We start from the raw sequence: 23,286 nt of genomic DNA on the forward strand, positions 1-23,286 counted from the left end.
TATGCAGCATGAAGTGTAAAGCAACTTTGGCATGAGAATATGCCTAAGATTCAAGTGAATGAAGCGTTGGCTTAAGTAAGATTCAGATTAAATTCATTCAAAATTATTTTTACAGTATATATAAAGCCTAATTAATTTATTGATTTTTATAATTAAAATATAAATAAAATGATTCTTTTCATTTATGAAAATAATAATTTCCTTAATCGTTGTTTTTTACTGCTTTTATAAAAGATAGGATGAATTAAATCTTGAGTTAAATGGAACATTATTAAATTAATGGAAGATATTTTAATTAAAAGTCTTGAAGAAGAGCGCTTCAAAGCAATCGTTGAAAAGCGCTATGAAGATTTTGCAAAACTTGCACACCCAGATATGACTTATACCCATACGAGTGGTATTACAGATTCAAAAGAATCTTATTTAAGTAAATTATTTGGTGGTTTTTACGATTATAAATGGATCGAACACCCGATTCATAAAATACATATTATTGGTGATGTAGCACTCGTATTTGGTGAAATGCATTCTGATCTAGTTGCTGGCAATGTCTCAAAAAGCTTAAAGAACAAGTCATTGGCTATTTGGAAAAAAGAAAATAGCATTTGGCTTTTTTATGCCTATCAGCCAACGCCAATACCATAAGGATTATTATGATGAAAAATGAGTTTGAATATAATGTTCCGCAAAGCCATGTGATTTTTGGTGCTGGCTCTCTAAAACATTTAAAAACTGAAATTAAACGCCTAGGTGCTAAAAAGGCTTTAATTTTATCAACCCCTGAACAAGTTGAACTCGCACAAAAAATATCTGACATTCTTGGTCATGATTCAGTGGGTATTTTCCCTAAAGCGGTGATGCATGTTCCTGTTGAAACGGCACAAGAAGCAGTTGCTGTTGCAAAAAAATTGGGAGCGGACTGTGCAATAGCAGTGGGTGGTGGATCAACCACTGGGCTTGGAAAAGCGATTGCACTTGAATATGACTTGCCTATTCTTGCAATTCCAACGACATATGCAGGTTCTGAGATGACACCTGTGTACGGTATTACTGAGAATGGAATGAAGAAAACGGGAAAAGATCCTCGCGTTCTACCAAAGACAGTGATCTATGATCCAGAACTGACTTTAAGCTTACCGCTTCAAATGTCGATCACCAGTGGTATTAATGCAATCGCACATGCTGCTGAGGGGTTATATGCCCAAAATGGTAATCCTATTATGTCCTTACTCGCGGAAGAAGGCATTAAATCTTTAGCAGATGGGCTCCGACTATTAAGAAAAAATGATCAAGATATTGAAGCCCGTAGTCTATGTTTATATGGTGCTTGGTTGTGTGGTTATGTCCTTGGCAATGTCGGTATGGCAATACACCATAAGCTTTGCCATACATTAGGTGGAAGTTTTAATTTACCCCATGCAGAAACGCATACGATCATTTTACCTCATGCAATTGCGTATAACGAAAAAGCTGCACCAGATGCCATGATGCGCATTAAACGAGCATTGGGAGCATCGGAGGGTACTGCTGCTCAAGCACTATTCCAGCTCATTTCAGAGCTCGATGGACCAACAACTCTTGCATCATTAGGGTTAAGTGAAGCGGATTTAGATACAGCAACGGAAATTGCATTATCGAACCCATATTGGAATCCTGAACCGATTGAAAAAAATGCTATTCGAGCATTACTTCAAAATGCTTTTGAAGGTAATCAACCTGCCTAATTAGGCATATAAATGAAGTTTACAATCTCATCTATCTGTTTTATGACACATAAGTCAAGTAGATAAATTATAAAAAAAAGGAATTTTTAAAAAATGAAAATAATTTTCTGGACATTAGGAATAACAATGCTTGCAACATCGCAATTGGCTACAGCATTGGATATACATGGCTATTTCCGTACTGGAATTGGAACAACCGTTAACGGAGGAGAACAAGAGTGTTTTAAATTAACTGGGGCATCCTCTAAATACCGTTTAGGCAACGAATGTGAGCAATATGGTGAATTTACTGCTTCTCAAAATTTAGTAGAACTCTCTGATGGTTCAAAAGTGAACATCAAGGGAATGCTACAATTATATAATCAATACGATAAATCTCTCACTTTTAGTGGGGAGAATGGTTTTACACGATTAAGTGAAATGTATTTAGAATGGGCGAATCTTCCCCTCTTAAATGGAGGGAACTTTTGGACGGGTAGAAGATATTACAATCGTAATGATATTCATATGACTGATTTTTTCTATTGGAATCAGAGTGCTACTGGGTTTGGTGTAGATCGCTATAAGTTTGATGATTTTGCCTTTAGTTATGTATTTTCCAGAAAAGATAATGTATTTCAAGAAAAATACATTAATCGTCATGATTTAACTATCCACGATATTAAACTGAATGATAAAAATACATTAAATGCAGGTGTATCGTACATCGATGCAAAAAATAAAGGCGCTGCTGTTACGCTTCAAGTTGTTACATCAAATGTGCTGAATGGTAAAAATACAGTTGCTTTGCAATATGGTGAAGGCCCTGGAACAGCGTTAAGCTATACAGGAGATGATAATTTAACGCGAAAAAATAAAGCATTTCGAGTACTTGATGCTTTAGATTGGGAAAGTGATAACAAATTATTTAATGGGCAGGCACAGATTCTTTATCAAATTAATCGTAATGTAAATACTGACGATACCAAATGGCTTTCTGTGGGTTCTAGAACATCTTACGTCGTTAAAGAACACTTTAAAATTACAGGGGAAGTTGGGTATGATCAAATCAGTGATAAAAATAAGACTCATAACCTAAGTAAAATGACTATAGCGCCAACTTGGTCCTTAAAAGGCACAGGTTATTATGATCGACCAGAGTTAAGATTCTTTTATACGTATGCATTTTGGAATAACAATGAGCAAAAGCTAAGAGATTCGGTCAATCCAGAGAGTGGTTTCTTTAATGCTTCGCATGGATCCAATTTTGGAGTACAGCTCGAACATTGGTGGTAATCATACGCTAAGAATAATTTTCTTGAATATGATGATGATTTAGATAAATAGCCCAATTGAGATAGATTGGGCTTTTTATACTTGAACGAATGTCATTAGATCGAATATCACGCTAATCCAAACAATAACGTTTTTCAAACCTAGATGCTACCTGAACAGATTGGCTAGAGCTAAAGAATGAATGAGCTGAAGGTTAAAAGAGCTGAAGAAAGAAGCTGTTAATTTTAGTAAAAATTACACCACACTATGGGCGCTTTATCTTGCTGTATTTAACCGAGAGATAATCTAGGTAATGCATGGGAAAACTATAAATGTCAAAAGCTTTAGCATATAAAAAGTTCTCAACGTTATCGTACTCTATCTAGATTTTAGTCAGCAGACAGTAAACATAGCTTAAATGCTCAATTGACGAACCTATAAACGCAAAATACAACATAATCATCATATGTTTATTAAACTTAATATAATGATAAAAGCCTTACACGCGTTTATTGGCCTAAGATTTTTTAAAGTTGGTGATTGCAGGGGAATGGGCATAGTTTAAATGCTGAATATAGTAAATAGACAAAGTCGTAATCGTGTTTTTCTGCGGTAGAGTTAAAGTATTAAGTCTATAATTATTTGATGATTGAGTCGTTCATTATTTCAATTTTTGATGTTCGTTCGATATTATTTTTTAATTTAAATACTCCTAAGAGCATTTAAATTATTCATACAACAGATTCATCATGAGTATTCCCTCATCCTAACCTTCTCCCAAAGGGAGAAGGGATTTGAAGTATCAATTTATGGCCATTCAATGATCATTTTTCGACTTATGAAAGAGATCTATTAAAGATGGTGTTTGATTTTTAGCGGAATTTATTAAAAAAACCGTATGGTTTTTTCAAATGATTCTTGAGCCATCTGTTGTAATGGTTTTTTACGTAAGACCTCAGAAATGACTTCAACGCCCCAAGGACCATCATATCCTGTAGATTTAACGGTATCGATAAATAGTGCAATATCTAAATCACCATCACCAGGCAATTGACGTTTATGAATCGTATCTAAGAATAAGTTCTCAAGTGGATAACGATCTGCATCATCTAACTCGATACCTTTAATCAAATGCTTAGGAATACTGCGAATATCATTAAAATCAACATTTGCGCGTGCCATATGCCAAATATCTAACAATATACCTGCATTTTTGCAATTCGCATTTTTAGCAATTTCGACGGCAGGTGCTAAAGTATTTAAATTACAAAATGGCATAAATTCGATCATGATGGCGGTATCAGATACAGCTGCCTGATCAGCAATTTTTGCAAAGTTTTCAGTCATTAATTCAATGTTTAGAGGATCATCCGCAGGGCCTGAACCTAGTTTGATGGTGCTCACACCAACCTCTGCGGCAACTTCAAGCATCTCTGCACGAATTTTATCGGATTGACGACGAATTTCACCGTTACGATACCAATGTTCTAAAATTTCAATTTCAAAGTATTTCATGCCAAATTCATTTAAGATTTGACGCATTTGTTTGTAGCCAAGTTTATCAGCAACTGCCATCAAATCGTTATGGACTAAACCTACACCTTTATAACCAGCTTCAGCCGCAGCCTGTACACGATGTGCAAATGAAAATGGGCTGACTTCAGAGGGAGCACCTGGGTAAACATCCCCACCAATAGTGAAGTAGGCAGCAATAAGTTCTAAATTTTGTTGCATGAAAATGTCTTCCTTTACATATTTTTTATAAAGACTAGCAATTAATTTTCATCAGAAAAACATTAAAAAGTTAAAACACTATTTCGTTTTTGGAGTTAATCTCTAATCAAAAATCTAAAGCATATTTTAAATCTGAAATAATCTTGTACGCTCACGCGATTTATAAAATAAAAAGTAATTTGAAATCACCATACATTATTCTAGGTATTGAAAAAAGGAAAAGTGGTGTTGTCGAAAAGATAGGGGCGTGGTGGTTATGAAAGTCAGCGTATTGTTATGATCGTACTGGTGTTTTAATTCTTCAATCTCATCGAAATAAGATATATTCAAAATAATTCAAGCAGATCAATATGCATTAACAAGTAGATCAACATGCATTAAATAGTCATGCTTCCAAATAAACTGCAAAAGCTGAAAATAAGTTTTTCATTTTTATCGCTGAAAAAAACTAGAAATTAGACAACAATATTTTAAACCGAATATAGCCCCACTTGGCTAAACAGATTTAATGGAGGAGATATCATGGACGTAGGTCAAAATAAAATACGCATAGGCATTGCACCAATTGGTTGGCGTAATGATGATATTCCTGAAATTGGTAAAGAAAATACGTATAAACAAATTTTAAGTGATGCGGTTGTTGCTGGTTATGAAGGCACAGAAATTGGCGGTTGCTATCCGACTGATTCTGAAGAATTAAATAAAGAAGTACGTTTGCGTAAAACCAATATTATTGGGCAATGGTTTAGCGGTTATATCATTCGTGATGGCTTAGAAAATGCACTTGTTGATTTTGAAAAACATTGTCAATTTCTACATGCTGTTCATGCTGATGTCGTAGTTTATTCGGAACAAACCTATAGTATTCAAGGTAATGGACAGTGTGTTTATACAGAAAAACCATACTTTTCCGATGACGAATGGCAACAACTTGCTGATGGTTTAAATGTTTTTGGTGAGTTGGCGCTGAAATATAATTTGAAATTGGTATTTCATCATCACATGGGAACAGGCGTACAAACCAAAGAAGAGATTAATCGGTTAATGGCCATGACAGATCCAACCAAAGTATTTTTGCTGTATGACACTGGGCATATTTATGTATCTGATGGAGATGCTTTGTCGATGTTGCACCAATATATTGATCGGATTGCGCATGTGCATTTTAAAGATGTGCGTCTGGAGCAATTAGAACAATGTAAAGAAAGCAATAAATCATTCCTAGACTCATTTTTACATGGCATTTTTACTGTGCCAGGTGATGGTGTTATTAATTATCAAGAAATTTATGATTATTTGACCGAGCATAACTATCACGGTTGGATTGTCATTGAAGCTGAACAAGATCCAAAAATAGCGAATCCCTTAGTATATGCATTAATGGGTAAAGAATTTATTGAAAAATTACAAAATAAACAAGGTATTACATGATTTCAGTCATGCTTAAGATAGAGCTGTTGAAGTCGATGAGTCTACTTTGGTTCTCATCGAATACATGGAAAACGTGGTCGCGGTGCCTATGATAAAACCACCGTCTTTGGTTTATTAAAACGACAGGCTAAAGTTTGTACTGAAATCGTTCCAGATTACTCCAAAGCAAAAATACAAGGTATATTCGTGGGCATGTTGACCTAGGTGCTGTGATTCATTCCGATGGTTGGCGTGGTTACGAAGGTCTGGTTGATATTGGTTATGATAAGCATTTTAGAGTGAGTCATAGTTCTAACGAATTTGCCAATGTTGATCATTATATCAATGGCATTAAGTCGTTCTGGAGTTAAGCCAAATTACCTTTGGCAAAATTCAATGGCTTAGCAAAACATCGTTCTATTTGTACTTAAAAGAAATAAAGAAGTTATAAATTAATTTTTTTTAATATAAAAATAAACACTCCGAAGATGCCGCTGCATGTGTCGTTACCCTGAACCCGATGAGTTCAAAGCTGGTTGCATGAATTAAGCAATATTAGAATGTATTGAACAATAAAAATAAATCCATAACAAATTAATTTTCATAAATATTTTTGCTAATACGCTATCTAAATATAGAAAACGATTTTAAGCAATATTTTTACAGTATACACTGGGTATACATGGAATTTAAGCTGTATTTTTTGCATTGAGGTATACACTGGGTATACATTTTATAGAATAAAAAAAGGCCTATATGGCCTTTGATAAAATTGAGTATTAATTGGATTGGGAGGTATTCATATACCTATTTTTAACTAAAAACTCTATTACATCTCTTTTTGTGTAACCAACTTTTCTAGGCCCTACTTTAACAAAAGGAATTCCATTACCTTGGCATCGTTTAGCCTGAAGCCATGAGAGTGACATATCGCATACTAATGCGACTACTTCGGGTGAGAACACTGCATCCTCGGGAAGATTCCAAAATTGATGAATTGAGCTCAAACGTTGCTCTTCTGACATACGAGCAATACGATCTAATCTTTGTTTCATTAAATTTTTTATTTCCTATAACAGTTTTGCTATTTAGATATATCTGGAGAAATATCTTGTGATGGCTAAAACGTAACACATGATTTTTTTTAAAAACTCGTTTCGTTTAAAAATTCAAAAAAATGGTTATTAATAAAATTTATGAAATAAAAAAAATCACATCTATGCTTGCTGAATTAATCATTTAAGCCTGCTTGTTATGTACAAGATTTGGTACTTAAACCCCAAATGTCATGAGTTAAGTACCAAATTTGGTATCTTAAGCATCAACTTAAAAATGATTTTTATTTTTTCAAAAAGGGTTGGAGCACATCTAAAAGACTCTCACCATTTTTACGATGGATTATTTGTGCAGACATCCCCAATTTTTTTGGTCCATCCACATCAGCTAGTTGGGTATCGCCAATGAACAATACTTCATTGGGTTGGCACTTTAATTGATTTAAAAAATATCGATATATCGTTGGATCAGGTTTATTTGCACCGACCTGAAAGCTCCATGCATAAGTATCTAAAGGTGGAAGTAGGTGCTGTGCTCGTTCACCATAAGGCGTTGCTGCATTGGAGCAGACTGCCAATTTGTAGCCTAGCTTTTTAAGCTCAAGCAGCATTGGTATAGAATCATCAAAAGCACGCATATACTTTAAATCATGTTGAAGATCGTTGTTCATTTCAGCTAACAAGGGAGCGGGTAGTTGATAACCGAAATAAGAAGCGATTGTCTCAAAATTGCCATCTAGCGACATGATCATCGCAGCATCATTTGGTTGTGGTTTTCGCCCTTGTTGTTTAAGCCATTTCATCATTTTTTTATAAGGTGATTGACTATTTTTAATTTCAATTAGCGTTCCAAAAACATCAAAGGCTACTGCTTTATAAGGTCGTTTACTCACTATTCTTATCTCATTAAAAGTTTAAGCATATGGTCTAGCGTTTTATATCAACTCTTTTATTCATCAAAATTTAAGTCAGAATCATTTAAAGAGGAGGGCGAACTGAACTTTCCTGCTTTATTTGATTAACTTAAATTCAAACCTATCTGTTCAGGTGAATGCCAAAGCATTTTTAAGTGTCCTAGTTGGTCTCTGAGATGAGCGGCTTTACGGATGATATATTTTTTTTGTTTCAGCCATTCATCCAGGCGAGCATCATCATAGTGGATGTCTATCTTCAGTTGTAAAAGCTGGTTATATAAGCCTCGCTTTTCAGGTGACATGGCTTCTAGAACTGATGTTGAAGCCATGGGTTCTAATGGATGTGGTAAGCCTTCAACCTGAGAAGGCTTGGTTTTTGCTTGTTGAGAAGAAGCAGACAATCCACTAACAGCTAGCCCTTTTTTCATTATCTTAGATAATGTTGAAGCTGTTGATTCACCCTGATTTTGATCTTCAGCTTCAGGTTCAACATTTTCAGATACGGTTGAGCTTTTAAGTAGCTTGCTGAGTTTTCGATAATTGATGCTATAAAAGTTGGTTTGAATCCATTTATTTTGAGATAGCTTTTTCACTACCAAAATGCCTACTTTTTTTAGCTTGGAGACTATGCGTTTGATGGTAGATGGACTGTATGTACCTAAGGTTACAGCCCATTGCTCATAGCTGTGATAAAAGTATTTATGTTGTTCTATTACTTGAGATTCATTACTTTGCAAACAGTAATGCAGCTTTTGTAAGAAGATTGCGGATGCTATTCCATACATTTGGGCAAGCGTAGGAGATGCAATAAGAGGGTAGTCGCCTTGGACTAACAGCTTTGTTTTTTTAGTCATGAGAATACTCACTTAATGCTAGTAAGTGGTATTAGGGGATTTTGGGCGTGGACGTTGCTGAGTTCGGCGTAGCCAATCTTCAGGATACTCCTGAGTATAAGCATCGCAATGCTGACCAGACCAATACTCCTGGTTGTATTCATCTTGGAATTCATAGCTGGGAGTAGCAGTTTGAAACGGTTGCTCAGTTTCAACATGGAGTGAAATGTCTTTAGAAGTGTTTATTTCTAATTGGTCTAAAGTCTGGACAATATCCAACAAAGCTTGACGCTGTTTGTGAGATAGAAGTTTTGCGCTTTCAATAAGAAGTTGCTTAGCAAGTTTTTTTGGCGTGCAAGGGGTTGCACCATTGAATTTGTGATTCATAGCAGTAATCCTAGATAGGTTTTGATGACCTACCACCTTCTCACTTTCCACTTGAGATGGTGGCGGTATAACAGGGGTGGAAATACTGAATCTAGGATCAGCCAGCCGAAGCTGCCCTGTCAAACCGCCATAACGACTGCTTAACAGTAGACAAAAAAATAGCCGCAGGCGCGACAATTTATTGCCCCTAGATAGTAACAACAGGTTTTCCACTCCTGACACAGATTTTGCCGTGTTGAAATAAGATTATCCCGCAATCCCAAGTTGGTCAAGGCCTTGAAATAAAATTTTTTAAAAAAGATGGAAAATAGAGTGATAGCTAACATGTGCTAAATATATTCAATTATTTTTATTGTTTATTTTATTTATAAAGAAGAACAGACCACTTTGACCCAATGGATCAGACCTGTTTGAGATGATCGTAAGTATCAGTATGGTCTTAACTGAAAATCAGGCACTTTATGAGCCATTCAGGTATGGATATATTTTTATAAGAAGCAGATGTACTTAGTCCTATTCTTGATTTTTGAACAATTCAATATTTGAGTGTGAGTGAAAAGAAAGGATATCCGGCTCATTGAGTGAGCCGAATAAGATTGAATTGAAGTGTGTTATCAGAAGGTAATGCCAAAATGTTGAGAGCTATTCATTGGTTTAACTCTAATCAAGATCTTTTTTAAGTGATGGATTTCTAGGATCTGATGAAATCGCTTTCAGTGTTTCATCAAGTTTTGAAAAGTTAGGAAGATGCTTGTTTTTTTCAAAATCAAAGATGTCACGTAGAGTTGGATGGTGCTCAATCTTAGATTTATATATGAAATAAACGTACATCATATCTATTAGGGTATCTATTACAGGACGATCATATACAACAAAAAATTCTTCATATATCTTATTGAAAGATGCACCTAAAAAAAATATTACATTATTTCTCTTTTTCCTTTGTTTTAATTTTTCAGCTAGAAGCTGTTTTTCATATTCAGAAAGAGTATTTTTAGAAATACATTGTTTTATTTTTTCATTATTATTAATGCGATAACTATTCAGTAATTCTTGCAGATTAAAGTATTCATGATGATTAAAATCTAAATACTCTTTTTCTTTTTGTAGAATAATTTTTTCAATATCTGTTAAATTTTTAGATGGGATGGTTTTTATATATTTTAATGTTTGATGGTTTTTGATTCTTTGATTTTCCTTATATTGGCATGCATTGATTAGATTTTTATGGGTTTCTGTAAATTTTTTAAAATCTATTTTTGTTAAATCTGTATTCTCGAGAATATTAATTAAATTTATTTCACATGGATATTTAGGCGTGATAAATAATTCTTCTTTTTGTGTATAAAGAAAATTATATAAATCACTTTTTTTGATAATTTTTTTGGGTCTACCGGCTGTCATTTGAAGGCTCCTTGCGTTACGTTAGAGGAAAGCTCTATCTTTAACAGGAATCCAAAATGCATGATGAGTTTCATGCAAAATCTCAAAAAAATAGCTATCCTGCTCTCCACTTAGTTACCCGATTAATAAAGCTGGCGCTTTTAAGAATTTTTTGGGCTGCGCACAAAAAATTCTTATCTCGTCTCCGTGTCTTTTTATTCCATCATTTGCGTTGCAAATGTTGTACTAAAAAGACACTACTACTCGCCCTGTGGGACCAAAAGCCCAATTAATATAATTTTTAAGTTATTGATATATATATAAAATATTTTATTCAGAGTCTTTTTTATGTGCGTTACACTATTAAGGATAAATCGTTACACTATAATTTATGGTGCGTTACACGATAAAAAATGTGCGTTACACGATAGAAATAGGCGTTACACCATAAAAATCATCTAGAGGTTTGACTTCTGATTATTGGGGGCACTTTTTGTTCTTTAAGTCCTGCTCAAGATCATGTCGCTACCGTATAAATCTTGAAAAACCTATTTAGAAATATAACCACTTTTCTGAACTTTTCTTCTTAAATAGATTTATTTTAATTATTTAAAAATATATTAACTCTTTTATCAGGGAGTTATTGAAAATGTTTTATTTTGATTTAAGACATAATCGTAAACAGAGTTCTAAAAGTTCATTTAATGGCTATTGTTATATTACTCGAATTAAGCATTTTAAGTTAAACAAGATTGATTTAAATGAAGAAGTTGAATTTGTTTGCTCAGGTAATATGCCTGGGTGGGCAGAATATAAGCCGGATAAATTTTGGATTGCTGCTGATAAATATGAAAAAAAGAATAGTCGTACATCCAGTCATATTACTATTGCTTTACCTAAGAAATTAAACTCAGAACAACGAATAGAATTATCAAAGAATTTAATAAATGCTTTTTGTGATGAATTTAAATTTCCATATAGCTGTGCCATTCACAATCATAAAGGCATTTTAGATGGTGAAAGTGATCAACCACATTTGCATTTACAATATTCTGAGCGTACAACCCTTGATGACTTTGAGCGACCACCAGAATTGTTTTTTAGACAATATAGACCTAAAAATCCTGAACGTGGAGGAGCGCAAAAGATTACTGCGGATGTTTTAGGCTTAGGGCGTCATCAGATCAGGCACATGAGGCAGCTCACTGAAAAACTGATCAATGAATCATTAGAAATATATGCACCGATAAAGACAGTTCGTATATACGACATTGAAGTTCAAGTGCCTAATCGAGTTTCATGCCTATCTAATGCTAATTACAATCAGAAGTTCGGAACAAAACTCAAAGATGTGCCTCAGATTGAACGTTGGAAACTTTATAGTGCTGATCCTATTATTCAAATGGATGTAAAGCCATTAATCGAAAAAGTGAAGAAAATCAGAGAAGAAAATTTATATGAGCTTTATAAAAATGAATACGAATTGGAGCTCAAAAGCATTCATAAGATGAGATCAGAAATCAAAAAGGCTAAATCAAATGATAATGATTGGGATTATGGCATGTAGAGACTTTGTTGCACAAAAAAAAATAACACTATGATTTTATTATATTTATTTTAGCTCTAGACTAATATATCTTTCTGCTAGTCTAGAGCTTTTTTATTGAAATTTTATAAAAAACTAGAAAAATCAATATTTTAAAAAATATTTATGCAATAATGCTGGTTTAATTATCAACAGAAAATGTCAACATACTCTAGTCAAAACTTTAATAGCCACCAAAATTTTTAGTCATACATAATCATTTTTTCATTTTTTTGCATGAAATTAATCTTTAAAATTTTAAAACATGTAGTTTTCTGGTTTTTAAGTAAGCAGAAAAGACATGGATTCAAATACACCGACATTTGATCAACAGCGTACATATTCATCGCAAAATTTATCTTTATCAGCACAAGAAAGCCGTTATTCTTTAGATATTAATAAAAGAATATTCCCCGACAGTCGTGAAGTAAAAACATCATTAGACTGGCGTACTTCTAACCGCATATTTAAAGCTAAGCTCCAAGAAATCATTCAAAAAACACTTAAAAATAAGCAAGGAAATCAAATTCAGCAGTGTGGTAAAGCAGTAAAGTGGCTTAATTCAAATGTGGATGTTTTTTATCATGTAGATTCTAAGAAAGTCATATTCAGCAATATACTAGACTGTCGTAAGGGTTGGACATGTCCACGTTGTGCAAGTCGATTGGCTGCTCAAAAGAAAGCAGAATTATTACAACTTCAAAAAGTGGTGCGTAATGAGGGCTTACATGCTTATCTGATGACATTAACGATTCCACACTCATTGAAAGATAATTTAAGTGATTTACTAGAACGTCTCAGCCGTGTTCAAAGTAAGTTTACAGATGCACTTCGGGGGAAAAAATGGAAACGCATATTTCCTAAAAATGGTCATATCACAGTGCTTGAAATTACCTATTCAGCGAGTTTTGGGTGGCATCCGCATTTGCATGTTCTAGTGATTTCTGAGCAATATTATACAGACAAAGAAATTAAAACGATTGAAAAAGAGTTATATGAAACCTGGTCTGCAAAATGCCAAATTAGTGGTGTTCAAAAACCGCATAAAAAATTTGGGGTTAAATTACAAAATTGTGCATCGGAAGTAGAGCGATTAGACACTAAAGTGATTCATTACTTGGTTAAGCACGGGTTTATAAATGAAATTGATGAGAGGAGAATAGAGGAGAAGATGACCCACGGCGAAAGCCTAACAATTTGGGAAATTGCACTTTTATCTCAACATGTGGATCAACATATTGCTAGGAAATATGGGTTGATTCTGCGGGAATATACTCGGTCAATGGTGAATAAACACTTTATACGATGGTCTGAATTACTCACCGACTATCTCAAAAATAAAGGATATGATTTTAAAGACAGGGCAGTTCAGAAAGTAAAAAAGCAAATACAAAAACAAGTATGGTTAGCAAAGAGGAATTTAGTTGCCCAAATTGATCACCCTTTATGGCTAAGAATTTGTCGAAAGCCGTATGTGCTACAGCATCAACTTCTACAGAGTATAGAGTTAGACATCAAATATGGCATTGCTGAATGTCGTATATACCCAAGAACAGATCGATTGCTTAAATATATTCGGCAATCAAAACTCTATGATTGATGTGCATTGATGGTTTAAAAGTAAGATGTAAGGACTTATATTGATAGCTAAATTAGGCAGTTGAATCGCTATTTCAAATAAAACCAAAGCCCATCAATTTGAGTGTCATGGTCAATGTGTACATCGATAAAATGACTGTATTTCATATTGTGTGTATCACGCTCATGATGTGAAAAAAATGCACCCTGTAGCGCATCACAGTGATAACAGCCATTAGATAAATAGGCTTCACCACGTGTTTTACTAAAACGCTTTTTGATTAGCCCGTACTGGTATGACTGAATAAGGCTTGGATGATTTAAAATTTCGTTATGTGTATGTGAGAGGTCTTCTACATCTAAGCGGTATATTTTAGTAAATCCCTTAGCATGAGGAATAAAGTAATTAATTTCCATGATGGTATTGGTTGGCTTTTTACATTTCCAACATTGGATGGTATTCATTGCAAATTGCAGTGAGCGGGCCGCATTGGGTTTTAATGAATATTGGATGTCGCCAGACATTAAGGCTTTAAAAAAATCTATAAATTCAATTTCCACTAAATCGGCATTATCGTAATTGTGAAATGCCCCACTTGCTGTCAATTGGTAATTTTCTTTATTGAGCCAAATTGAAAAAACAGGCAAGTCATAACTTTGATAATCTAAGACATCCCATTTATTTTTTTGAGTGGTTCGCATAAACCAGACGGCTCGAATCCCTGATTGTTTGTATTTCTCCTGACGGCGCTTGGTTTCTTCAATATTTTGCGGTGACCACTGAATCTCAATGGCGATTTTTGCTTTGTTTTTTTCAGCGTAAATGTCTGCAATCCAAATTTCACCTGATGGCGTTTGACCACGAAACTCAGGTGTGACAGTCCATCCATTCTCATATAAGTATTTTAAGATGAGATATTTACAGAACTGATGCTCAATGCTTTCACCAGTAGGGGTGCTACAAGTACTAGAAGGATGATGAGCAAAATATTGTGTACCTAGTTTACTCTTTTTAGGTATGGCACGAGTCTGACAGCAAGGCATATGCATGCTTAGATTTTTATATTTATATTTGAGTCTATCCCACTGCTCATCGTTGAGCATAAAGCTAAAAATTTCTTTATTTTCAATAATACTTAAAAAACCCATAGGCATACTAATTAATATTCTTTTGTACAGTCTATCTCTAGCAAAACATGTTGTAAATCAGGCACAATCATCACTATAAATTTCAAGTTTTATAGCCTTAGGGCAAGCGGTATTTTTTAATGACAAATAATAATTTTTCACAGGTAGCAGCATTCATTTGGTCGGTGGCAGATTTACTGCGTGGTGACTTTAAACAATCCCAATATGGTCGTGTGATTTTACCTTTTACCTTATTGCGCCGTCTTGAGTGTGTGTTGGCGCCAACTAAAGCCGAAGTGCTTGCTGCGAATGAAAAAGTAAAACAAATGCCTTTACCAGAAGAAGCCAAAGAAAAAATGCTTCTCAAGGCAACAGGTGGACTGTCATTCTTTAATACCTCTGAATTGGATTTAGGTAGTCTGGGGCAAAAAGACATCCGTGCCAACCTGAACAATTACATTCAGAACTTTTCTAAAGATGCCCGAGAAATCTTTGAACACTTTAAATTTGATGAATTCATTGGTCTACTGGATGATGCCAACTTACTTTATAAAGTTGTGCAAAAGTTTGCTGCAACCGACTTAAGTTACAGCGCCGTATCGAACCATGAAATGGGCTTGGTGTTTGAAGAATTAATTCGCCGTTTTGCTGAAAGCTCCAATGAAACTGCAGGGGAACATTTTACCCCACGTGACATCGTACGTTTAACGACTGGTTTGGTCTTTAGCAAAGATGATGATGCTTTGACTAAAGAAGGCATTATCCGCACCGTATATGATCCCACGGCGGGTACGGGTGGATTTTTATCCTCGGGTTCAGAATATGTCTATGAGCATAACCCTGAAGCGGTAATGCGGGTGTTTGGTCAGGAACTCAACCCAGAGTCATATGCGATCTGTAAAGCGGATATGCTGATCAAGGGGCAGGATGTACGTAACATCAAATTGGGTAATACGCTGTCTAATGACCAACTGGCATATGAGAAATTTGACTACATGCTGTCAAATCCACCATTTGGTGTGGATTGGAAGAAGATCGAACAAGACATCAAAGATGAGCATGAGCAAAAAGGTTTTGAAGGGCGTTTCGGTGCAGGCTTGCCTCGTGTATCAGATGGCTCTTTACTGTTCCTGATGCACCTGATTAGCAAGATGCGTGATACTGACAGCAATGGTCAGGGTAGTCGTATCGGCATTATCCTGAATGGTTCGCCTTTGTTTACCGGAAGTGCAGGTAGTGGTGAAAGTGAAATCCGCCGTTATATTCTAGAAGCCGATTTGTTAGAAGCGATTATCGCGCTACCAACTGACATGTTCTATAACACTGGTATTGCGACCTATGTGTGGGTACTGAGCAATAAGAAAGATGCTGAGCGTAAAGGCAAAGTACATTTGATTAATGCTACTAGCCTCAGTTCAAAAATGCGTAAGTCTTTAGGCTCGAAGCGTAATTATTTAACCGATGAAGAAATCCGTACTATTACCCAAAACTACGGCGCATTTGAAGCGGTAGATACCTTAGCCCATGATGGTGAAAGTGATCAGAAAAAGCCTTTCTCAAGCAAAATCTTTAACAGTTATGAGTTTGGCTATCGCCGTGTGACCATCGAGCGTCCTTTGCGTTTATCTGCTCAGGTGAGTAATGCTGCTGTAGCATCGTTACGTTTCGCACCGAAGCCTTTTAATGCGGTGATGCAAAAGCTGTATGAGCAATACGGCGCAACATGGACAGCAGACAGTTATGGTCAATTGACGGAGTATGAAGCCGAGATTCGTGCGCTGATTAAAGCTGAATTTAGCGAGCTGAAAGAAAAAGATATTAAAACCGTACTTGAACCGAAACTGTGGTTAGAGCAACGTCAGTTATTCAATAAAGCCCAAGCCTTACAAGCCAAAATTGGTACGGCGCAATGTGATGACTTTAATGCTTTTGATGACGTACTCAAACAAGCACTCAAAGATGCCAATGTGAAACTTGAGAGCAAAGAGAAGAAGCAATTCATTGATGCCATCACCTGGAAGAATGCTGATGCTGAACCTGTCATCAATAAAGTGGTGAAAGGCGCAGAAAATCCGCTGTATGGTCAGTTTGCTTATAAAGGCAAAGTGGTTGAGTTTGTGCAGGATGGTGATTTACGTGATGCGGAAAACATTGCCCTTGACCCTAGCCAAAGCACCACCGATTTAATCGAGTCTTACATTAAGCGTGAAGTACAACCACATGTGCCTGATGCATGGATTAATGCCGATAAGCGTGATGCACAAGATAGCGAAATTGGTATTGTGGGTTATGAGATTTCATTTAACCGTCATTTTTATGTGTATGAACCACCACGTGATTTAGCCGAGATTGATGCAGATTTGGATGCGGTCAGCCGTGAAATTATGGCATTGCTTCAAGAGGTGCATTCTTAATGGCGAAATATCAGAAATATGCTGAATATCAAGATTCAGGTGTTGAGTGGTTGGAGCAAGTTCCTAAAAATTGGGAAATCATCAAGATTAAGCACCTTAGTTCAGTGAAACGTGGAGCTAGTCCAAGACCAATTGATGATCCTAAATATTTTGATGATAATGGGGAGTATGCATGGGTCAGAATTGCTGATGTTTCAGCTTCAGATACTTACCTTTTAAATACTACTCAAACGATGTCTGATTTAGGTAGTTCTTTAAGCGTAAAGTTAGAGCCGAATGAATTATTTTTAAGTATCGCTGGTACAGTTGGAAAGCCATGTATTAATAAAATTAAGGCATGTATTCACGATGGTTTTGTTTATTTCCCTGATTTAAAAATTCCTAATAAGTTTTTGTTTTATGTGTTTGCAGGAGAACAAGCTTATAAAGGGCTTGGTAAAATGGGAACTCAATTAAATCTAAATACTGATACTGTTGGTGATATTAAAGTTGCTTTACCCAAATCTATTGAAGATATTCAAAATATTATTAATTTCCTCGACCATGAAACCGCGCAAATCGACACCTTAATTGCCAAACAAGAAAAGCTGATTGAACTGCTTAAAGAAAAGCGTCAAGCAGTGATTAGCCATGCTGTGACCAAAGGTTTAAATCCTGATGTTGCAATGAAAGATTCAGGTGTGGAATGGTTAGGAAAAGTGCCTGAGCATTGGGTCGTTGCTCAATTAAAATTTAATATGCTAGATATTCAAACTGGTCCTTTTGGTAGTCAGTTACATGCTGAGGACTATATTGAAGATGGTATTCCTTTAATTAACCCAGCACACATGATAAATGGTGTTCTTGTTCCTGATACCCAAATAACAGTAGATCAAGTAACTCAAGAAAGATTAAGTAGACATAAATTAGCGGTGGGTGACATCATTTTTGCTAGACGAGGTGAACTTGGTCGTTGTGCGATTGTTAGGGATGAAAACGTGGGATGGCTTTGTGGTACAGGTAGTTTAAAAGCAAAGCTTAACGATAATTTAATTCCTGAATATGCATATTTGTTAATTACATCAGACGGTCTAGTTGCAGAGCTTTCATTAGAATCGAAAGGTTCAACGATGGATAATTTGAATACCGAAACTTTAGGTAAAGTGCGTACACCTGTCCCACCAATTGAAGAACAAACAGCGATTCTAAATTATGTAGAACAAGCTTCAGGAAAATATAAAAAGCTAATCGAAAATGCCGAATCAGCCATTCAACTGATGCAAGAACGCCGTACAGCCCTGATATCTTCTGCGGTCACAGGCAAAATCGACGTACGCAACTGGCAACACCCCAATGAGGCTAAAACGGGGTTAAGCCTATGAATATTCTCAGTTGCCTCAAACAAATGTGGAATCAAGCAGATACAAAAAATCATTGCATAAATAATTGCAATGATTCACTATATGCTCAACAACACCCGACAAGGCTAGGCAAGCAATTGCATCCTCAAACTGTCGGGTTACTTGTTTCTGGAGCCCTAAAAAATATAACAATCAGGGCAAGCCATCTATGAAATCTTTTAACAAGCCTGCCAAAACTTTTGCTGAACAAATTGAGCTATTAAAAGCTCGAGGTATGCAATTTGGCAATGAGCAAGATGCACAATTTTACCTAGAGCAGATCAACTATTATCGCTTAGGTGCCTACTGGCTTCCGTTTGAATACACCCATTCACCACATTGCTTTAAACCAGATACGAGTTTTGAACAGGTGTTAGCGCTGTATGTATTCGACCGTGAACTAAGGCTACTCATCCTGGATGCCATAGAGCGTCTGGAAGTTGCCGTTCGTACCCGTTTTGCCTATGAACTGGCACATCGGCATGGTTGTCATGCCTATCTGCAAGGCCAGTACTTTAAACCCGCCTTTAGATGGCACAGCTTACTCGAATCACTGAAAACTGAAGTGTCCCGGGCAGATGAAGTCTTTATAGAACACTATAAACGTACCTATGATGATCCTGAATTACCACCGATTTGGGCAACCTGCGAAGTCATGAGTTTTGGGCAACTGTCTAAATGGTATCAGCTCTTGGCACCGATTCAGACACGTAAAGCCATTTCCAGTCATTTTGATTGCGATGAAAAACAGTTTGAAGGGCTGTTACAGCACTTTGTCTACCTAAGAAATACCTGTGCCCATCATTCAAGACTATGGAACCGCAAATTTACCAAAACCATTGCCAAGCCGCGCAGTAAGCCGATGGGGCTTCGGGTGCAATGCAATTTTGAAAATACCAACGCAGCAGATCGAAAAATTTATAACAGTCTGGTATTTCTACTCTATTTCATGGATAAAATCGCCCCGCAGCATACATGGCGTAAACGACTGGTTGAGCTTCTGGTCACGCATCCAAACATCTCAAAAACATGGATGGGCTTCCCTGAAGACTGGCAAAGTTATCCAATTTGGCAAATAGAACAGTAATAAAGAAATTTGAGTATTTAGGGGTATGGGAAACATGAGATCGGATGCAACTTTAGAAACTATCTTCCAGCAAGATATCATTGCACAAATGCAATCACATGGCTGGATTGTGGGTTCTGGGCAGGGCTACAATTGTGAAAAAGCCCTGTATGGGCAAGATGTACTCGACTTTGTACAAAAGACCCAACAGGTCGAGTGGCAGAAGTTTAAAAACATCTTCCCCAATGATACCGAACGCCATTTTCTAGATACCGTGGTGGCTCAGCTTAAAAAAGCCGATATCAATGCCACCGATGTTGAATCCCGTAGTTATGGCACATTAGGCATACTCCGTCATGGCATCAAGACCCGTGGCACACGCTTTTCATTCTGTCAGTTTAAACCTGAACATGGTCTAAACCCCGAACTGAATCAACGCTATCAGCAAAATATCTGCCGTGTGGTGCCTGAACTGGTGTATAGCCCATATACATCCAAAGCCGAATTAGAGGCAACAGGCAAACAAGCCAAAAAATGGCGGATTGACCTGGTCCTGTTTATCAATGGCTTTCCTGTGGCAACCATGGAACTTAAGTCAGAGTTTAAACAAGCTGTGCAAAATGCCATGACACAGTATAGAAAGACTCGCTTACCCAAAGACCCTGAAACCAATAAGCCTGAACCCTTGCTCATGTTTAAACGTGGTGCATTGGTACACTTTGCCGTCAGTCAGTATGAAGTCTATATGGCGACGCATTTAAATGGTGATAGCACTTACTTCCTGCCATTTAACAAAGGCACCAAAGAGCAGGGTGCAGGCAATGACATTCCTGAAAATCAAAATGAATATGCAACAGGCTATTTATGGAATGAAGTACTCACGCCTGAAAGCTTACTGAATATTGTCGGTAACTTTATCCATCTTCAGATTGAAGAAAAGGAAGACTGGGAAGGTCGTATATACAAAAAAGAGAGCCTGATCTTCCCACGTTATCATCAGTGGAAAGTGGTCAGTAAACTGGTTGAGGACTCATTAGCTGAAGGCACAGGACAGAAATACCTGATTCAGCACAGCGCAGGTTCGGGTAAATCCAACTCAATTGCATGGACGGCGCATCAGCTTTCTAGCCTATATGATGCTAACAATAAAAAGATGTTTGATTCCGTCATTGTGGTGACAGACCGAACCATTTTAGATGCGCAATTACAAGACACCATCTATCAGTTTGAACATGCAGATGGCGTCGTGGGGCGGATTAACAACAAGGAAGGTGATGGCTCCAAATCGGAGAAACTGGCAAAAGCTTTGGAAATGGCGCAGCCGATTATCATTGTCACCATTCAGACCTTCCCCTTTGTACTGCGTGCTATTGAAAACAGTACCAGCTTAAAAGAACGTAAATACGCAGTCATTGCCGATGAGGCGCATTCCTCCCAAAGCGGTTCTACGGCGCGTCAGCTCAAAGAAACCCTGATGATTGAAGAGCGTGAAGAAGATGAACAGCTATCTTCTGAAGATGTACTCGATGCCGTGATGGCATCACGTAAGGGCAGTGCAAACCTAAGCTTCTATGCCTTTACCGCAACACCTAAAGATAAAACTCTACAGCTTTTTGGTCGCTTGCCTGATCCAAGTATGCCGCCGTCAAAAACCAATATTCCTGTGGCATACCATGTTTACTCCATGCGTCAGGCGATTGAAGAAGGCTTTATTTTAGATGTATTGAAAAACTACACTAACTATAAAGTCATCTATAAGCTCAAACAGAAAATTGAAGAAAAAGATGCAACCGTTGATGCCAAAAAAGCCAAGATCAAGCTGAACCAATGGGTACGCTTGCATGACCATAATATCTCGCAAAAGGTCGGCGTGATCATCGAGCATTTTAAAAAGAACGTGATGGGTTTATTGGGTGGTCAGGCCAAAGCCATGGTGGTGACCAGCTCACGTAAAGAAGCCGTGCGCTATAAACAGGCTTTTGATAAATACATTGCTGAGAACAAATACCAGAATATTCAAGCCATGGTGGCATTCTCTGGTGAGGTAGAATTTAACCAGAATGATTCTGATAGTAGCCATCTACTGGGGCAGAAATTTACTGAAAGTAACATGAACCCAAACCTGAAAGGTCGTGAAATGCGTAAGGCATTCGATAGCGATGACTTTCAGGTAATGATTGTGGCAAACAAGTTCCAGACCGGCTTTGACCAGCCGAAGCTGTGTGCTATGTACGTAGATAAAAAGCTAGGTGGAGTAGAGTGCGTACAGACCTTATCTCGTTTGAATCGTACTTATCCGGGTAAAGCAGAAACTGGCACCTTTGTTCTGGATTTCTTTAATGAACCGCAAGATATACTGGATGCCTTCCAACCTTACTACCAAACAGCAGAACTGGCAGATGTGTCCAATCCTGATCAAGTGTACGATCTGGCCAACAAGTTGAAGTCAGCAGGTATTTTCCTTATGACTGAGGTAGAGCAGTTTACAGAAGCTTTCTATAGCAAGAACAAATCCAATGCAGCACTTGCCAATATCTGTAAGCCTGCGATGCAACGCTGGCAACATCGTTACACGGCAGCCGTGAATGATTATGATGTCACCAAGAACCGTTTAGAACGCTGTAAGCAGACAGGGGACGCCGTACTAATTGCCAATGCGGAAAACGAATTTGCTGAAGCGAAGAAAGCCCGTGATGCACTGGAAATCTTTAAAAAGGATTTAGGTAGTTTTACCCGTTTCTATGAGTTTATGTCGCAGATCGTGGAATATGACGACAAGGAGTTGGAGAAGCTCAGTCTTTTTGCCCTTAACTTGCGCCCATTACTGCGTGAACAGGTGGCCGAAGAGGATGAGGTTGATCTAAGCAATGTTGCAATGACGCATTACCGTTTGTCCAAGTTACGCCAACAGGATATTCAGCTTAAAGCCGATAGTACCGAGCATAAACTTGAGCCTGGTAATGAACTGGGTACTGCAAAGCCGAAAGACAAGAAAGAAGACTTTTTGTCGCAGATTTTAAGCCGTATGAATGATCTGTTTGTGACGGACAATCTGACAGAGAAAGACATGATCAACTATGCTCTGACCATTGCTGACAAGATGTCAGAGAACACACGAATGATGAAACAGATTCATACCAACACTCGTGAACAGGCCATGCTGGGTGAGTTTGACACGGCGCTTGATGATGCGGTATTAGACAGTAATGCAGCGCATATGGAGCAAATGACACAGTTGATGTGTGATCCTGCGAAGATGAGGCAGTTTGCGCATATTATTTATGATGTATTGGTTAATAAAGAACGCTAAGTTTTCTTATAAAATAAAGAGGCTTTGTTGCATAAACATTCTTCAAGATGCTGATTCTTAAAGATTTGTTTGATTTTTAATCCAAAAATGAATTAAAAAAATCATAGTCTTAGATATTTATGCAACAAAGCC

General features: G+C 36.9%; 17 protein-coding genes and 1 pseudogene. 11 read left to right on the plus strand and 7 right to left on the minus strand.

The annotated features are described in order from the left end of the window. Positions 1 to 279 precede the first annotated feature (279 nt). From V5M36_RS05200 to V5M36_RS05210, 3 genes are all read left to right on the plus strand, one after another. Positions 280 to 645: a nuclear transport factor 2 family protein gene (locus V5M36_RS05200; RefSeq protein ID WP_338562740.1), complete on the plus strand. Its 366-nt coding sequence runs from the start codon at positions 280 to 282 to the stop codon at positions 643 to 645. 11 nt (positions 646 to 656) lie between these two features. Further along, positions 657 to 1,724 carry a maleylacetate reductase gene (locus tag V5M36_RS05205; RefSeq protein ID WP_338562742.1) on the plus strand — a complete coding sequence of 356 codons (1,068 nt, stop codon included), beginning with the start codon at positions 657 to 659 and terminating at the stop codon, positions 1,722 to 1,724. 93 nt (positions 1,725 to 1,817) lie between these two features. Further along, positions 1,818 to 2,999: a maltoporin gene (locus V5M36_RS05210; protein ID WP_338562744.1), complete on the plus strand. Its 1,182-nt coding sequence runs from the start codon at positions 1,818 to 1,820 to the stop codon at positions 2,997 to 2,999. Between the two features lie 864 nt (positions 3,000 to 3,863). Here the strand turns inward: V5M36_RS05210 and V5M36_RS05215 are convergent. Then, positions 3,864 to 4,712: a sugar phosphate isomerase/epimerase family protein gene (locus V5M36_RS05215; protein ID WP_338562748.1), complete on the minus strand. Its 849-nt coding sequence runs from the start codon at positions 4,710 to 4,712 to the stop codon at positions 3,864 to 3,866. A 522-nt stretch (positions 4,713 to 5,234) separates the two neighbouring features. Between V5M36_RS05215 and iolE the strand changes: the two genes are divergently transcribed. Beyond that, positions 5,235 to 6,143, plus strand: a complete 909-nt coding sequence (gene iolE, locus V5M36_RS05220) for a myo-inosose-2 dehydratase (RefSeq protein WP_338562750.1) — start codon at positions 5,235 to 5,237, stop codon at positions 6,141 to 6,143. Positions 6,144 to 6,168: 25 nt separating this feature from the next. After that, positions 6,169 to 6,558 (plus strand): annotated as a pseudogene (locus V5M36_RS05225) (IS1595 family transposase); the annotation flags it as partial. A gap of 343 nt (positions 6,559 to 6,901) precedes the next feature. On the opposite strand, the gene V5M36_RS05230 reads toward V5M36_RS05225, so the two are convergent. The 5 genes from V5M36_RS05230 to V5M36_RS05250 form a co-directional block, all read right to left on the minus strand. Beyond that, positions 6,902 to 7,177, minus strand: coding sequence for a DNA-binding protein (locus V5M36_RS05230; protein ID WP_321121075.1), 276 nt, complete (start codon positions 7,175 to 7,177; stop codon positions 6,902 to 6,904). A 284-nt stretch (positions 7,178 to 7,461) separates the two neighbouring features. Further along, positions 7,462 to 8,070 carry an HAD family hydrolase gene (locus V5M36_RS05235; protein ID WP_338562756.1) on the minus strand — a complete coding sequence of 203 codons (609 nt, stop codon included), beginning with the start codon at positions 8,068 to 8,070 and terminating at the stop codon, positions 7,462 to 7,464. A gap of 125 nt (positions 8,071 to 8,195) precedes the next feature. Beyond that, positions 8,196 to 8,945: a hypothetical protein gene (locus V5M36_RS05240; RefSeq protein WP_338562759.1), complete on the minus strand. Its 750-nt coding sequence runs from the start codon at positions 8,943 to 8,945 to the stop codon at positions 8,196 to 8,198. A gap of 18 nt (positions 8,946 to 8,963) precedes the next feature. Further along, positions 8,964 to 9,311 carry a hypothetical protein gene (locus tag V5M36_RS05245; RefSeq protein WP_338562762.1) on the minus strand — a complete coding sequence of 116 codons (348 nt, stop codon included), beginning with the start codon at positions 9,309 to 9,311 and terminating at the stop codon, positions 8,964 to 8,966. A 660-nt stretch (positions 9,312 to 9,971) separates the two neighbouring features. Beyond that, entirely contained in the window at positions 9,972 to 10,715 is a 744-nt protein-coding gene (locus tag V5M36_RS05250) for a hypothetical protein (RefSeq protein ID WP_338562765.1), read from the minus strand. A gap of 628 nt (positions 10,716 to 11,343) precedes the next feature. Here V5M36_RS05250 and V5M36_RS05255 point away from each other — a divergent pair. After that, entirely contained in the window at positions 11,344 to 12,261 is a 918-nt protein-coding gene (locus tag V5M36_RS05255) for a MobA/MobL family protein (protein ID WP_338562768.1), read from the plus strand. 319 nt (positions 12,262 to 12,580) lie between these two features. Then, positions 12,581 to 13,879: a protein rep gene (locus V5M36_RS05260; RefSeq protein ID WP_262472582.1), complete on the plus strand. Its 1,299-nt coding sequence runs from the start codon at positions 12,581 to 12,583 to the stop codon at positions 13,877 to 13,879. Positions 13,880 to 13,947: 68 nt separating this feature from the next. Here V5M36_RS05260 and V5M36_RS05265 read toward each other — a convergent pair whose 3' ends face one another. Next, a complete protein-coding gene (locus tag V5M36_RS05265) occupies positions 13,948 to 15,012 on the minus strand; it encodes a competence protein CoiA (protein WP_262472584.1) in 1,065 nt (354 codons plus the stop codon). A 113-nt stretch (positions 15,013 to 15,125) separates the two neighbouring features. Here V5M36_RS05265 and V5M36_RS05270 point away from each other — a divergent pair, with 113 nt between their 5' ends. The 4 genes from V5M36_RS05270 to V5M36_RS05285 all read left to right on the plus strand — a co-directional run bounded on the left by V5M36_RS05270 (position 15,126) and on the right by V5M36_RS05285 (position 23,154). After that, the gene (locus tag V5M36_RS05270) at positions 15,126 to 17,399 is read left to right on the plus strand and encodes a type I restriction-modification system subunit M (RefSeq protein WP_338562773.1); all 2,274 of its coding nucleotides are present in this window, start codon (positions 15,126 to 15,128) and stop codon (positions 17,397 to 17,399) included. Next, a complete protein-coding gene (locus V5M36_RS05275; protein WP_338562776.1) occupies positions 17,399 to 18,760 on the plus strand; it encodes a restriction endonuclease subunit S in 1,362 nt (453 codons plus the stop codon). Before V5M36_RS05270 ends, V5M36_RS05275 begins: the two co-directional genes overlap by 1 nt. Before the next feature lie 187 nt (positions 18,761 to 18,947). Then, complete coding sequence (locus V5M36_RS05280; RefSeq protein ID WP_338562779.1) at positions 18,948 to 19,865, plus strand: Abi family protein; 918 nt, start codon at positions 18,948 to 18,950, stop codon at positions 19,863 to 19,865. Between the two features lie 34 nt (positions 19,866 to 19,899). Next, on the plus strand, positions 19,900 to 23,154 hold the full coding sequence (locus V5M36_RS05285) for a type I restriction endonuclease subunit R (RefSeq protein WP_338562781.1): 3,255 nt from the start codon (positions 19,900 to 19,902) through the stop codon (positions 23,152 to 23,154). The last annotated feature ends 132 nt before the right edge of the window (positions 23,155 to 23,286 follow it).

It is taken from the genome of Acinetobacter sp. KS-LM10 (assembly GCF_036896575.1).
GTDB lineage: Bacteria > Pseudomonadota > Gammaproteobacteria > Pseudomonadales > Moraxellaceae > Acinetobacter > Acinetobacter avistercoris.

Bases quoted from the DNA above. Each gene is read 5' to 3' on its own strand.
- V5M36_RS05200 (WP_338562740.1), top strand. From the start codon at position 280: ATGGAAGATATTTTAATTAAAAGTCTTGAAGAAGAGCGCTTCAAAGCA.
- V5M36_RS05205 (WP_338562742.1), top strand. From the start codon at position 657: ATGAAAAATGAGTTTGAATATAATGTTCCGCAAAGCCATGTGATTTTT.
- V5M36_RS05210 (WP_338562744.1), top strand. From the start codon at position 1,818: ATGAAAATAATTTTCTGGACATTAGGAATAACAATGCTTGCAACATCG.
- V5M36_RS05215 (WP_338562748.1), bottom strand. From the start codon at position 4,712: ATGCAACAAAATTTAGAACTTATTGCTGCCTACTTCACTATTGGTGGG.
- iolE (WP_338562750.1), top strand. From the start codon at position 5,235: ATGGACGTAGGTCAAAATAAAATACGCATAGGCATTGCACCAATTGGT.
- V5M36_RS05230 (WP_321121075.1), bottom strand. From the start codon at position 7,177: ATGAAACAAAGATTAGATCGTATTGCTCGTATGTCAGAAGAGCAACGT.
- V5M36_RS05240 (WP_338562759.1), bottom strand. From the start codon at position 8,945: ATGACTAAAAAAACAAAGCTGTTAGTCCAAGGCGACTACCCTCTTATT.
- V5M36_RS05245 (WP_338562762.1), bottom strand. From the start codon at position 9,311: ATGAATCACAAATTCAATGGTGCAACCCCTTGCACGCCAAAAAAACTT.
- V5M36_RS05250 (WP_338562765.1), bottom strand. From the start codon at position 10,715: ATGACAGCCGGTAGACCCAAAAAAATTATCAAAAAAAGTGATTTATAT.
- V5M36_RS05255 (WP_338562768.1), top strand. From the start codon at position 11,344: ATGTTTTATTTTGATTTAAGACATAATCGTAAACAGAGTTCTAAAAGT.
- V5M36_RS05260 (WP_262472582.1), top strand. From the start codon at position 12,581: ATGGATTCAAATACACCGACATTTGATCAACAGCGTACATATTCATCG.
- V5M36_RS05265 (WP_262472584.1), bottom strand. From the start codon at position 15,012: ATGCCTATGGGTTTTTTAAGTATTATTGAAAATAAAGAAATTTTTAGC.
- V5M36_RS05270 (WP_338562773.1), top strand. From the start codon at position 15,126: ATGACAAATAATAATTTTTCACAGGTAGCAGCATTCATTTGGTCGGTG.
- V5M36_RS05275 (WP_338562776.1), top strand. From the start codon at position 17,399: ATGGCGAAATATCAGAAATATGCTGAATATCAAGATTCAGGTGTTGAG.
- V5M36_RS05280 (WP_338562779.1), top strand. From the start codon at position 18,948: ATGAAATCTTTTAACAAGCCTGCCAAAACTTTTGCTGAACAAATTGAG.
- V5M36_RS05285 (WP_338562781.1), top strand. From the start codon at position 19,900: ATGAGATCGGATGCAACTTTAGAAACTATCTTCCAGCAAGATATCATT.